At 35.6% G+C, this 12,593-nt stretch carries 14 protein-coding genes and 1 riboswitch; all 14 genes read left to right on the top strand.

All coding sequences use genetic code 11. The features are described from left to right. The 14 genes from HZY91_RS01085 to HZY91_RS01020 all read left to right on the top strand — a co-directional run bounded on the left by HZY91_RS01085 (position 1) and on the right by HZY91_RS01020 (position 12,586). Positions 1-819 (top strand): purine-nucleoside phosphorylase, encoded by an 819-nt coding sequence (locus HZY91_RS01085; protein WP_197113825.1) that lies wholly within the window; start codon positions 1-3, stop codon positions 817-819. 71 nt (positions 820-890) lie between these two features. Then, a complete protein-coding gene (locus HZY91_RS01080) occupies positions 891-1,340 on the top strand; it encodes a hypothetical protein (RefSeq protein WP_197113823.1) in 450 nt (149 codons plus the stop codon). Next, entirely contained in the window at positions 1,337-2,107 is a 771-nt protein-coding gene (locus HZY91_RS01075) for a segregation and condensation protein A (RefSeq protein WP_328751387.1), read from the top strand. The genes HZY91_RS01080 and HZY91_RS01075 overlap by 4 nt, the downstream gene beginning before the upstream one ends. Then, complete coding sequence (gene scpB / locus HZY91_RS01070; RefSeq protein WP_235991440.1) at positions 2,097-2,675, top strand: SMC-Scp complex subunit ScpB; 579 nt, start codon at positions 2,097-2,099, stop codon at positions 2,673-2,675. Before HZY91_RS01075 ends, scpB begins: the two co-directional genes overlap by 11 nt. A 15-nt stretch (positions 2,676-2,690) precedes the next feature. Beyond that, the gene (locus tag HZY91_RS01065) at positions 2,691-3,425 is read left to right on the top strand and encodes a pseudouridine synthase (protein ID WP_197113820.1); all 735 of its coding nucleotides are present in this window, start codon (positions 2,691-2,693) and stop codon (positions 3,423-3,425) included. A 40-nt stretch (positions 3,426-3,465) separates the two neighbouring features. Further along, positions 3,466-3,587: riboswitch (FMN riboswitch) on the top strand. A gap of 120 nt (positions 3,588-3,707) precedes the next feature. Beyond that, positions 3,708-4,334 carry an ECF transporter S component gene (locus HZY91_RS01060; protein WP_197113818.1) on the top strand — a complete coding sequence of 209 codons (627 nt, stop codon included), beginning with the start codon at positions 3,708-3,710 and terminating at the stop codon, positions 4,332-4,334. A gap of 184 nt (positions 4,335-4,518) precedes the next feature. After that, positions 4,519-5,208: a LysM peptidoglycan-binding domain-containing protein gene (locus tag HZY91_RS01055; protein ID WP_197113816.1), complete on the top strand. Its 690-nt coding sequence runs from the start codon at positions 4,519-4,521 to the stop codon at positions 5,206-5,208. A 60-nt stretch (positions 5,209-5,268) separates the two neighbouring features. Next, complete coding sequence (cmk, locus tag HZY91_RS01050) at positions 5,269-5,931, top strand: (d)CMP kinase (protein WP_197113814.1); 663 nt, start codon at positions 5,269-5,271, stop codon at positions 5,929-5,931. Between the two features lie 336 nt (positions 5,932-6,267). Next, the gene (rpsA, locus tag HZY91_RS01045; protein ID WP_235991479.1) at positions 6,268-7,569 is read left to right on the top strand and encodes a 30S ribosomal protein S1; all 1,302 of its coding nucleotides are present in this window, start codon (positions 6,268-6,270) and stop codon (positions 7,567-7,569) included. Positions 7,570-7,683: 114 nt separating this feature from the next. Continuing rightward, on the top strand, positions 7,684-8,997 hold the full coding sequence (gene der / locus HZY91_RS01040) for a ribosome biogenesis GTPase Der (protein ID WP_197113810.1): 1,314 nt from the start codon (positions 7,684-7,686) through the stop codon (positions 8,995-8,997). A gap of 140 nt (positions 8,998-9,137) precedes the next feature. Further along, entirely contained in the window at positions 9,138-9,413 is a 276-nt protein-coding gene (hbs, locus tag HZY91_RS01035) for a non-specific DNA-binding protein Hbs (RefSeq protein ID WP_197113808.1), read from the top strand. 94 nt (positions 9,414-9,507) lie between these two features. Next, complete coding sequence (locus tag HZY91_RS01030; RefSeq protein WP_197113806.1) at positions 9,508-10,773, top strand: tetratricopeptide repeat protein; 1,266 nt, start codon at positions 9,508-9,510, stop codon at positions 10,771-10,773. Positions 10,774-10,812: 39 nt separating this feature from the next. Then, positions 10,813-11,343 carry a YpiB family protein gene (locus HZY91_RS01025; protein WP_197113804.1) on the top strand — a complete coding sequence of 177 codons (531 nt, stop codon included), beginning with the start codon at positions 10,813-10,815 and terminating at the stop codon, positions 11,341-11,343. A gap of 4 nt (positions 11,344-11,347) precedes the next feature. Next, positions 11,348-12,586: a CCA tRNA nucleotidyltransferase gene (locus HZY91_RS01020; protein ID WP_197113801.1), complete on the top strand. Its 1,239-nt coding sequence runs from the start codon at positions 11,348-11,350 to the stop codon at positions 12,584-12,586. Positions 12,587-12,593 lie beyond the last annotated feature (7 nt).

Raw genomic sequence — 12,593 nt, 5'->3', positions numbered from 1 at the left:
ATGTATACGAACACATTAACTTATTTGCGAGAACATGGGGTACAGTCACCTGATATCGGTCTAATTTTAGGGTCTGGTTTAGGAGACATGGTCGAAGAAATGACCAATGCTATTAAGATTAAATATGAAGATATCCCTGATTTCCCAACTTCTACGGTCGAGGGGCATGAAGGGCGGCTTGTCTACGGTGAATTAGCTGGTAAGAAGGTTATCGCTCTGCAAGGACGCTTCCATTATTATGAAGGTTATGATCTTGAAACGGTCACTTATCCTATTCGAATTTTCAACCAATTAGGAGTTAAAACTCTTATTCTGACGAATGCGGCTGGGGGAGTTAATGAAGAGTTTAAGCCTGGGGATTTAATGGTCATTACGGATCATCTCAATTTAACAGGGGAGAATCCTTTAATTGGCTCTAATAAGCCAGAAGGGCCTCGATTTGTTGATATGTCGCAGACCTATAGTCATCAGGGACAAACACTGTTATATCAAGCTGCATCAGAACTTGGCTATCACTTACAAAAAGGGGTCTATACCTGGTTCACAGGTCCCTCTTATGAAACACCGGCTGAAATCCGAGCAGTGAGAACACTCGGTGGAGATGCTGTTGGCATGTCTACGGTTCCCGAAGCAATTGTGGGACGCCATTGTGAAATGGAAATCATTGGAATTTCTTGTATTACAAATTATGCAGCCGGAATGCAAGAACATTTAAATCATGAAGAAGTTGTAACAATATCTCAAATCGTTAAACCAAAATTCAAAGCTTTATTAAACAAATTGATTGAAAAGATAGGAAATGAAGCAAATTTAGGATAAAAGTTGAAATTTATTCTCTGAAATGTTACGATCACACAAGAAATCAATTGGTAACATTGGGGGTAGCTTATATGCTATTAAGCTCTACTAATAAAAATGAAAAAATTGTGCTCGGTTTACTTTGTCTGACTTGTAAAGATGATGACACAATGACTGAAGCTTCTGAAATATTAGATTACTACCGTAATCATGAGGATATGGAATTATTCTTATATAAAGATCCTGATACCGATAATTATGTCGGTCTAATGGGAATTGAACACCGCCGCTATGTCACAGAAAATGAGAAGCTAAGTGAACCGAATGAAATCGAAACTATCTTAGTGAATCGCATTTCAGTTATTCCATCATTTCTAGATGAAGGTGTTGAGTATGAAATGTATAAAGAATTACGGATCCTTTTTCCAAATGCTCAGATTGTTGGCGTTATCCAAAATCATACACAAGATTTAATTGCTGAATTAGCAGCAGAGTTTCGTGCAGAAGAAGATTCAGAAAATGAAAGTGTGGTCCATACGTGACTCAAACAGACAATATGGAATTAAACCTTAATTTAACGGCCTTTCAAGGGCCGTTTGATTTACTTCTACATTTAATTAAGCGCATGGAAATTGATATAAATGATATTCCAATGCGGGAAATTACCCAGCAATATTTAAAGTATATTCAATCGATGTCTCAACTAAATCTTGATGTTATTGGTGATTATTTAGTCATGGCTGCAAGCCTGCTTGAGATCAAAAGTCGTTTGTTAATTCCAATTGAGCCTGAACAAATGGATGATGACGAATTCAATGAAGACCCTCGTAAAGTTTTAGTCCAGCAACTTTTAATCTATCAACAATTTCAGAATGTAGCAGATGCTTTAGAAGAGAAACAAGACCAACGCTCCAAAATTTATTCAAAGACTCCCAGTGATCTTTCACACTACCAATCCTTTGTCCCTCTTGAAGAAGGGGAACTTACTTTATCAGATCTTTCTCATTCGATGTTACAAGTGTTGCAAAGAGAATTGGAACGTATCCCAAAAGAGCGAAAAATTAAGCATGATCAGGTATCGGTTACTGAAAAAATACACGAAATTCGGCAATCTTTCCAAAAAATTCCACTAGGAGAGAAACTTGAATTCAACGATTTGTTAAGCAATCCTAGTCGTCCAGAGATCATTGCTACTTTTATGGCCTTACTTGAGTTGGTTAGAAAACAAGAACTAATTTTCCAACAAACACATAATCTAGGTAACATCTATATCAAATATGGACAAGGAGTGAAGCCAGATGATTCGTAAATTAGCAGCCATTCTATTCGTTGCAGGAGAAGAAGGTGTCAATTTCCAAGATCTTGTAACCGTCTTAGAAGAAGATCCCGAATTAATCCGTGAATCTCTTAAGGAATTAGCCCATCATTATCGTTCAGATACTTTTTCCCCCATTGAATTGGTCCAATTTGGCGAGCGCTACCACTTGACGACCCAACCTGATTTAGAAAAAGTTGTAGAGCAGTTTGCTCAGTCTTCCCTCCAACAAAAGCTCACTCGTGCTGCAATTGAGACACTTGCTATCGTTGCGTATCGACAACCTATAACTCGAATGACTGTGGATGAAATTAGAGGTGTCTCCTCACAAGCCATGCTTCACAAATTACTTGGAAGAGATCTCATCAAAGAAATAGGACATTTAGATGCCCCAGGACGACCGATCCTATATGGGGTGACCGATTATTTTTTAAATTATTTTGGACTGACGAGTTTGGATGATTTGCCTCCTATTGAAGAATTAGCCTTAAATACTCAGACAGCAACTGAAGAATTATTTACAAGAAAGAAATGGGAAATTGACTCAACAGAAACTTTGTAAGGAGGGTGAGAACCAATGGAAAGATTACAAAAAGTAATGGCCCATGCGGGAGTTGCCAGTCGTCGAAAGTGTGAAGAAATCATCTTGGAAGGAAGGGTAAAAGTCAATGGCCAGACGATTACTGAGCTAGGAGCGAAAGTAAATCAAACAGATTTAGTTGAAGTTGATAATATTCCCATCTATCGTGAAGAACCACGGTACCTTTTATTATATAAACCGAAAAATTATATCTCTGCAGTGGCTGATGACAAAAATAGACCCGTTGTGACAGATTTAATCAGGGGAATTGACGAAAGAATTTATCCTATCGGTCGTTTAGACTTTGATACAACAGGTCTTCTGTTATTAACCAATGATGGGGATTTCGCTAATTTAATGATGCATCCTAAATTTCAAGTTGAAAAGATCTATATTGCAAAAGTTCAAAACATTCCAACTCGGGCTAGTTTGAATCAATTAGAAAAAGGAGTCATCATTGATGGCAAGAAAACGTCTAAAGCTCGAGCAAAACTTCTATCTTCCAATGAAAAAAATCAAACGGCTATTTTGGAGCTAAGTATTCGCGAAGGATGGAATCATCAAGTAAAGAAAATGTTTGATGCTATTGGCCATCCTGTTATGAAACTTAAACGAGAACGATTTTCATTTCTTGATTTAAAAGGGTTAGAGGCTGGAATGTGGCGTGAATTAACCGCTTTTGAAGTGGATAAATTGAGAAAAATGGCTCAAGGTTCATCTCTTGACATTTGAAAAACACAATGCTATTATACTCTATAATAAAATAATATATAAACGTCTTCGGGGCAGGGTGAAATTCCCGACCGGCGGTATAGTCCGCGACCTTGAGTATTCTCAAGTTGATCTGGTGAAATTCCAGTACCGACAGTAAAGTCTGGATGGTAGAAGCGGATAGCGTATTCATTATTGAAAAGTACGTTTTTTCCACGCTCATTATTTCAGTTCCGAGATAAAGAGGGTGGCTTTTCTCTGTACGCTAACTTACTCCATGAGACGTATAAAGGAGAAAGTATAATGAAAAAGAAAAAATTAACTCAGATGGTGTTGTTAGCAATTTTGGGAGCATGGGCGATTGTTTTAAGAATGTTTGATTTTCCAATTTTGCCTTTTGCTCCTTTCTTAAAAGTTGATTTAAGTGATTTAATGGTTCTAATCGGTATGTTAATAGCTGGCCCTAATGGTATTATTGCGGTGGCTGGAGTCCGCGATGGTCTTAATTACTTACTGAAAGGTGGAGAAGCCGGAATTCCAATCGGAAGCATGATGAGTTTTATCGCAAGTCTTTGTATGTTTTTACCTACTCATTTCATTTTAAGCCGTGCCAAAAATTTTGCTTCCAGACACATTTATCTTCTAATGACACTCAGTCTAGTTGTCAGCCTAACCATTTCAATGGCGGTCTTAAATTACTACATTACTTTACCAATTTACGTTAATGTTATGCATTTCCCAATTGAAAATTTTTTGAATTATGTTCTAACACTTATTGTTCCTTTCAATTTAATTAAAGGCCTCATACTTGCAGTCGGTCAAATACTCATTATCAAACTAGTGGCACCTGCAATATACAAAAAGGGTATGTTGAATAGTGCTTATTTATCTGAAATTTATTTTGAACATCAGCAACTCTTCAATCAATAAATATATTCGATTCAATACTTGTTGTGAGTGGGTTATCGAAAGATTTTGTTTGATTAAGAAATAGAGTTTGCTATAATGTAATAAATTAGGTATATTAACAAAAGGTTTTTGAATAAAACTAATCTAAGATTCTAGTGAACTAGTGGTTAAACATATTGAATACTAGTCTGTAGGAGGATACATAATGGCAAACGATAATGAAAAAATTAGACCAAAAACTCACCATGAATCACCAAATGGTGAAGATCTTAAATCAAAAAAATTCTCAGCTCCTTGGAATAAGAAGTTTGGAGAAGATGAAAACTTTAAAAATAGACAATACTCACGTTCTTCTCGTAACCAACCTGCTAAAGAGGCCACAACTTTATCGCAAGTATTATTATTTGTTCTAATTGTTGCTTTACTGGCTCCTTTCATCCTTTATGCTGTAGTTGATTCACAAAGAGATAAACAAATTGTAGAAGATCGCACTGCTGAACAAGTACGCATGAGCAAACAAGCTCAAGAGAATACTGAAGACGAATCAAAAGAAAAAGAAAAATCTTCAGAATCTGCAACTGAAGAAGAATCAAAAGATGAATCTGACTCAGTTTCCACTCGTAAAATTGAATCTGAAGAGTCTGAAGATACTACAGATCAACGCGAAACAACAACTGCACAAGAACCAACACCAACTCCTGAACCTGAGCCAGAACCAACACCGACACCTGAACCAGAGACTGAACCAAGTTCTACCTACCATACTGTAGGAGGTAGTGAATCATGGTGGTCTATTTCACAAGCATATGGTGTTGATGTATACGAATTAGCTGCGGCTAATGGTGCAAGTATTGATACACCCATTCATCCAGGAACGCAAATAATTATTCCGTAATAATAATAGATAAACACATTTAGCTTCGGTTAAATGTGTTTTTTATGAAAGGAAGTTCAAATGTTAACGATTGCTATCGATGGCCCAGCAGCATCTGGAAAATCTACCGTTGCCAAAATTATTGCTCAACAGCTAGGGATCATTTACTTAGATACCGGAGCTATGTACAGAGCCATAACATTGGCATGTATTCAACAAGAAATTGATTTGAATAATGATACATTTATTCACCAAGTAGTAAAAGAAACTCAAATTGATTTTACAAACACAGCCAATGGCCAAATGGTTCTGATGAACATGCAAGATGTAACAGCCCAGATCCGTTCTGAAGAAGTAAATCGATTTGTGTCTAAGGTATCAGCGGTCCCTCTTGTTAGAAAAGAGCTAGTCAGCCGCCAACAAACCATTGCTCATCAACATAGTGTGATCATGGATGGCAGAGACATCGGAACGGTTGTTTTACCAAATGCTGACTATAAATTTTTCCTTATTGCTTCAAGTCGAGAACGTGCCAAAAGACGCTATGAGGAAAATCAAACTAAAGGTTTAACTGATCAGACTTTAGATGAAATTGAAAAAGATATTATTAGAAGAGATCAGTATGATATGAACCGTGAAATAAGTCCCTTAAGAAAGGCAAAAGATGCAATCGAAGTGGATACCTCTAATATGACGATCAATCAGGTGGTCAAACACTTATTGTCATTTATTGCAAAAGAATAATTTTATAAACAAAAGCTAATATTTCGTGTCTTATGCTAGACGTGGCACTGTTTTTTTGGTATGATTAATGTTAGAGTGCTTGGGTATAAATTCCCTTGCAACAATTTTTTTAGGTAACGCTTAGGAGGAACGGGAAGAATGTCAGAGTTTTTAGAGAATAATGAGATGAATGAAGAAGTTGAAGCTACTGAGGTAGAAGAAACTAAAGTTGAAAATGGGGAAGTTGAAGCTGAAGATACAGTGGAAACGGTAGCAGAAGAAGCAGCTGAGGAAACGATTGAAACGGTAGCAAGTGAGGAAACCGAAGAAGTTCATGAGGTAACTGATTCTGATTCAATGACAACAATGGCAGATGCTTTAGACAGTGTTTTAGAAATTAAAAAAGGCGATACTGTAACAGCCGATGTTTTAGCTTTTGATGAAGATAATCAAGTTCGAGTTGCGATCAAAAACAGTGGCGGTTTAGAAGGAGTTATTCCTTTAAAAGAATTAGCAGCTACTCGTGTTGAAGACCCATCTGAAGTTGTAAGTATTGGGGACGAAATTGAATTGGTCGTTTTAAAACCTATCAAGGATAAAGAAAACGGGAACTTCTTATTATCTAAAACACAACTTGAAGCTAAAAAAGTATGGGCAGATATTAAAGAAATCGCTGAACGTGGTGAAACAATTGAAGCGCCTGTAAAGGAAATTGTAAAAGGTGGATTAGTAGTGGATGCAGGAGTTCGTGGATTCGTTCCTGCTTCTATGGTTGAAGACTATTTTGTAGATGATTTTTCACCTTATAAAGGTCAAACTTTAGAATTCAAAATTGTCGAAATTGATGCGGATGAGAACCGCTTAATTCTTTCTCATAAGGAAATTGCTCGCGAAAAACGTGAAGCTGAACGTACAGAACGTATGGGGCAATTGGAAGAAGATTCAATCATTGAAGGTAAAGTAGCTCGTCTAACTAATTTTGGAGCCTTTATTGACTTAGGTGGGGTAGATGGACTTGTACATATTAGCCGTATTGCTCATGAGCATGTAAAACATCCAAGTGATAAATTAACAGTTGGAGAGGTTATTAACGTTAAAGTCTTATCTGTAGATGAAGAAGAAGGCCGTATTTCATTATCGATTAAGGATACATTAGCCGGCCCTTGGGACGATATTGAGGAGAAAGCTCCTGAAGGATCTGTTCATAAAGGAATCGTTAAACGTTTAACTAACTTTGGAGCTTTTGTTGAAGTTTTCCCAGGTGTTGAAGGTTTAGTTCATATTTCTCAAATTGCACATGAACATATTGCAACTCCTGAAGATCGTCTAACAGAAGGTCAAGAAGTAGATGTGAAAGTTCTTTCTGCTGATCCTGAAGCACAAAGATTATCTCTTTCAATCAAAACTTTGCTAGAAAAGCCAGAAGGTTTTGAAGAAAAACAAGACGAAATTTCACGTCCAACTAACGACCCACATACTCGCAAGCCTAAGCAAAATAATCGCAATACCCAATCTCGTTCTCAAGCGAAAAACCATAACCAATCCTCTAAAAATACTTCAAGCTCAATCAATGATTCTGCAAGTGAAGGAAGCTTTACCTTAGGAGATATGTTAGGTAGCGACGCTTTTAAAAACTTACAAGAAGATACTGAAAACTAATTCATAATCTCATGTACTTTTTAATCCAATTGTTCTCCCTCTATCACTGTTATTCAGTCTTATTGGGATGGCAATTGGGTTTTATTATTATTAATTTTTTTTGGAGGTGACAGAATGGATTTACCTATAGTGGCGATTGTTGGCAGACCTAATGTCGGAAAATCAACACTCTTCAATCGTTTAGTGGGGGATCGTCTATCGATTGTGGCAGATTACGAAGGCGTCACACGCGATCGGATCTATGCTAATGCTGAATGGTTGGGCAAAGAATTTCGACTTATCGATACGGGTGGCATTGATATGTCAGATGAACCCTTAATGAAACAAATCAAATACCAAGCAGAAATTGCAATGGAAGAAGCTGATGTGATTATTTTCATGGTATCTAGTCGTGAAGGACTGACAGATGCTGATGAGGCAATTGCCTATTACTTGCACCGAACAGATAAACCTGTAGTTGTAGCTGTGAATAAGGCAGATAACCCTGAGCAAAGAACACAGTCTTATGAATTTTATTCCTTAGGACACGGTGATCCTTATCCTATTTCCGGAACCCATGGAACTGGCACAGGAGATTTATTAGACCAAGTTATTCAATTCTTTCCTGATGAAGCGGGAGAAACAGATGGACAAGAAAGGATTAAATTTTCTTTTATTGGACGCCCCAATGTTGGCAAATCAAGTTTAGTAAATGCCATGCTTGAAGAAGAACGAGTCATTGTTTCAAACATTGAAGGAACGACTCGAGAAGCAGTTGACACTGAATTTATAAGTCAAGATGGTCGACCTTTTACAATGATTGATACAGCAGGTATCCGTAAAAGAGGAAAAGTATACGAAAATACCGAAAAATATTCCGTTATGCGCGCATTATCAGCGATTGATCGTTCAGATATTGTTTGTCTTGTATTAGACGCAGAAACAGGTATTATTGAGCAAGATAAAAAAGTAGCTGGCTATGCTTTTGAAGCTAATAAAGGAATCGTCATCTTGGTAAATAAGTGGGACGCTATTGACAAGACGGATAAACAATTCGAAAAATTCACTGATCAAATCAGACAAGAATTTCAATACTTATCTTTTGCTCCAATCCTTTTTGTATCAGCAAAAACGGGACAAAGACTAGAAAAATTACCAAGTATCTTGGAAGAAATTTATGAAAATCGCCATCGTCGTATTCAATCTTCTGTACTAAATGATGTCTTGATGGATGCAATTGCAATGAATCCAACCCCGACAGACAAAGGAAGAAGATTAAAAATTTATTATATGACCCAAGTAGCTGTCAATCCTCCAACATTTGTCGTTTTTGTCAACGACCCTGAATTAATGCATTTTTCTTATGCACGATTCCTTGAAAATAAAATGAGAGAATCATTCTATTTCGATGGTACTCCTTTAAAATTATTAATTCGAGAAAGAAGTTAAATTTTTAAAAAAACGTCTAAAAACAAGTGGATATCGTTGTCTTATAGCCAATGTTATGTTATTCTAATTAGGAAATAATCATTCAATGATTAATTTTCAATAATGCTTTTTAAAGGCATAATTATAAGGAGGATGTACTAATGGCAAATAAAGCAGAATTAGTAGAACGTGTTGCAAGCAAAACAAACTTAACTAAGAAAGATGTTACAGCTACTGTTGAAGCATTATTCGAATCTGTTCAAGAGTTTTTATCTGAAGGTGAAAAGGTTCAAGTAATTGGTTTTGGAACTTTTGAAGTTCGTGACCGTGCAGCTCGTAAAGGTCGTAACCCTCAAACAGGTGAAGAAATCGAAATTTCAGCAACTAAAGTTCCTGGATTTAAAGCTGGTAAAGCTTTAAAAGATGCTGTTAAGTAATGATTTTCACTGGCGCTCTATTGAGCGTCTTTTTTATTTTAATTAATTTTGTTGTAAACTGTTGATCATGTTATAATAGCATTGAGGTGTAAGAATGACCGATATATCTGAGATTATTTATGAAATAGAATCTTTTTCTGAAATTTCTGATCAAGTAGCTATGCTTGAACAAGTAGTTAATCAAGCATTGATAACCGAAGAAGATAAGGAACAGCTTCTTTTATACTTTGCCAAACAATGGGGAAAATTAGGCTATCGAGATCTACAAATTCATTATCTAGTTCAAGCATATCATCAGCATGCTAAGGCAAACACTGCTTATCAAATTGCTAAATCTTTTTTAGAATTAAACGCTATTTCTGAAGCAAAAAATTGGTTCCAGCAAATTGATACATCGGATTATGATTATGACATCTGGTTACTAGCCGCTGAACTTTCAAAAGAAGAATTCCAAATTAAACAAGCTCTCAAAATCTATCAAAGCCTAATACAAAAAGTGCCCGAAAAGTATCAAGGTTATGAAAAATTGGCTGAACTTTATGACCACCAGAAAATTTCTGAAAAGGCTATTTACTATTACGAAATATTGTTAGATTATTTCGGACAAGAAGATCCTAATTTAATTAGAAAATGGCGAACTCATCTATTAACTTTATATACCACTGAAGAAATAATTGATTTTCAAAAAATCGAAAAATTTATTCAAAATAATGAAACAATTACCATGTCAGCTGATGATCAGTATCTATTAGCCTATGCATTCTATTCAGGCAAGCAATTTCATAAGGCCATTCAAGCTGGAGAAAAAGCAATTCAAATGAATCCTGATCATTTAGAAGCAGGATTTTTGCTTTTAGAGCTTTATGCTACCATTTCGGATCCACAAAATTTTAAAAGAATTCTTCAATTTTTAACTAAAGCAATCCCAATCTACGATGATTCTATTAAGGAATGTTTAGAATGGGCTGAATACATGAAGCTCTATACAGCAGACTTTATTGATGCGATTACTGCTTACTTAGCACTTGAGGATGATCCATCTATCCGTTATCAGATCATTAAATCGATCTTGGAATATCATCTTCAAACCAATCAGCTCCAAGCTGCTAAAGATGTATTAGAAACTTATCAGGATGAATTCACACATATGCCCAATTTTACTTATTTAAAAGGTCGTTTTTATTTCGCAAGTAAAAACTACTCTTTAGCGATCAAATTCTTTGAGAATGCTTTAGATGCTTTGGCTGAAGAGGAAGATTTAATGGACTATTTATTTAAAGCCTATCAGGCTTTGGGATTAGAACATAAAGCACAAGAATTATCTGAACAATATCCTAATTCTTTATCTCATGAACAATAAGTTATTGCTTAAATAGCAAACCATAAAAAGGGGAAGACCATGGAAAGTGACACAAGAAAAGCCGATTTTATTAAATGGTTATTATCAACTTATCCCTATTTAAATTATGAGATCAATGCGTTTTTTAAATACCTACTTTATAATCAATCCGTCCTAAAATTTATCGAATTTTCGGACCATGTTGAATATGCACCCAGAGGAATTTGGATTTCTTTGCAGCCCGATACAGAGCCATTTTTTAAATACTATAAAGATCAATATACTTATCAATCGATTGAACAGGCTTTCCATGACTTTCGATTAAATGTAATGCGACATAAGTTAACCTTTTTTCTTGAAATAGAGGTTAGTGATTATTTCTTAAAAGCTTCGCATCTAAATGTATTTCAAGAAAATCCTTATGTTCCCTTATATATGACGGATTTAAAAAAACTTGATCAAGAAACTTTGTCAATTAGTAAAGAAGCCTTTCGTCGTTATCTCATGAATGAAATTGACCATGCATTGGATCAAGGTAAATTTAGCCATTTAGATCAAATGGCACATACATTAGAAAAGTTGATGGAGTGAGTCTGTGATTATCGATATTTCAAACAAAAAATTTCAAGATGCCATACCTGTATTAACAACAATTGAGTCTCATGGTTATGAGGCTTATTTTGTTGGTGGTTGTGTGAGAGATAGTATACTCAATAAAGAAGTTAATGATATTGACATTGCGACTTCAGCTTTTCCAAGTGAAATTCAAGAAATATTCCCAAAACATTTTGATGTTGGTGTTGAACATGGTACGATCGTGGTTCTACATCAAGGCAATGATTACGAAATCACCACTTTTCGTACAGAATCGACATATACAGATTTTAGAAGGCCTGATCATGTTGATTTTGTTAGAAGTCTTGAAGAAGATACATTACGAAGAGATTTCACCATGAATGCCATGGCAATCGATGCAAAAGGGAAGGTGTATGATTTTCATCAAGGACTATTAGATATTCAGCAAAAATCGATTCGAGCAGTAGGAAAAGCGGAAGAACGTTTTCAAGAAGATGCTCTTAGAATGATTAGGGGGATACGATTTGCAAGCCAATTAGGTTTTGACATTGAATCTCAAACTTTATCAGCTATTCGAAAATTAGCAGCAAACTTGGAAAAAATCTCTGTAGAAAGAGTTCGAATTGAAATGGATAAATTGTTAAAAGGTGTCTATCTTAAAGAGATGTTACCCACTATTTATCATAGTGGCTTATTACAATATTTACCTCTTGCTGACGAAGCGGTTTATTATCGAGCAATTCAAACCATTAGTCACCAAACAGAACATGTTCCAGTTAAAGATTCTGTCATGATGTGGGCCTTGCTAATGATCGAGATGGAAATTCATCATTTGGATCAAATTCAATCTTTTTTAAAGGGATGGACACATTCTAAACAATTTATACGAAAGGTTCATGAATTTATAGAACTTTATTTTCTTTATCAGACCAAAAGTCTCACCTCCATTCACTTATATCCTTTCAATCAAGAAAGTATCAATAGGATTTCAGAATTCTTAAAGTATAATTCGGATCCAAACTCTGCACAAAAAATTCAAAATCTTTATAAAACATTACCGATCCATCATCGCAAAGAACTTCATATAAATGGACAAATGATAATGGAGCATTTACAAGTTCAAAAGGGGGGACCATGGGTAGGAGAACTCTTATCCTTCCTTGAAGAATCTGTCATTAAAGGAGAAATTGAAAACGCTCAGCCCGTACTTATTCAACTAGCAACAAAATACTACCAGGATAAAATTAATCACAAATAGAAAGGGG

Source organism: Facklamia lactis (genome assembly GCF_015863205.1).
Lineage (GTDB): Bacteria > Bacillota > Bacilli > Lactobacillales > Aerococcaceae > Facklamia > Facklamia lactis.
The sequence above is the reverse complement of the archived record's forward strand: the minus strand, read 5'-3'. Positions and strand labels throughout refer to the sequence as shown.

What these genes read in the sequence shown, in the direction of transcription:
- HZY91_RS01085 (WP_197113825.1), top strand. Translation starts at nt 1, where the DNA reads ATGTATACGAACACATTAACTTATTTGCGAGAACATGGGGTACAGTCA.
- HZY91_RS01080 (WP_197113823.1), top strand. Translation starts at nt 891, where the DNA reads ATGCTATTAAGCTCTACTAATAAAAATGAAAAAATTGTGCTCGGTTTA.
- scpB (WP_235991440.1), top strand. Translation starts at nt 2,097, where the DNA reads ATGATTCGTAAATTAGCAGCCATTCTATTCGTTGCAGGAGAAGAAGGT.
- HZY91_RS01065 (WP_197113820.1), top strand. Translation starts at nt 2,691, where the DNA reads ATGGAAAGATTACAAAAAGTAATGGCCCATGCGGGAGTTGCCAGTCGT.
- HZY91_RS01060 (WP_197113818.1), top strand. Translation starts at nt 3,708, where the DNA reads ATGAAAAAGAAAAAATTAACTCAGATGGTGTTGTTAGCAATTTTGGGA.
- HZY91_RS01055 (WP_197113816.1), top strand. Translation starts at nt 4,519, where the DNA reads ATGGCAAACGATAATGAAAAAATTAGACCAAAAACTCACCATGAATCA.
- cmk (WP_197113814.1), top strand. Translation starts at nt 5,269, where the DNA reads ATGTTAACGATTGCTATCGATGGCCCAGCAGCATCTGGAAAATCTACC.
- rpsA (WP_235991479.1), top strand. Translation starts at nt 6,268, where the DNA reads ATGACAACAATGGCAGATGCTTTAGACAGTGTTTTAGAAATTAAAAAA.
- der (WP_197113810.1), top strand. Translation starts at nt 7,684, where the DNA reads ATGGATTTACCTATAGTGGCGATTGTTGGCAGACCTAATGTCGGAAAA.
- hbs (WP_197113808.1), top strand. Translation starts at nt 9,138, where the DNA reads ATGGCAAATAAAGCAGAATTAGTAGAACGTGTTGCAAGCAAAACAAAC.
- HZY91_RS01030 (WP_197113806.1), top strand. Translation starts at nt 9,508, where the DNA reads ATGACCGATATATCTGAGATTATTTATGAAATAGAATCTTTTTCTGAA.
- HZY91_RS01025 (WP_197113804.1), top strand. Translation starts at nt 10,813, where the DNA reads ATGGAAAGTGACACAAGAAAAGCCGATTTTATTAAATGGTTATTATCA.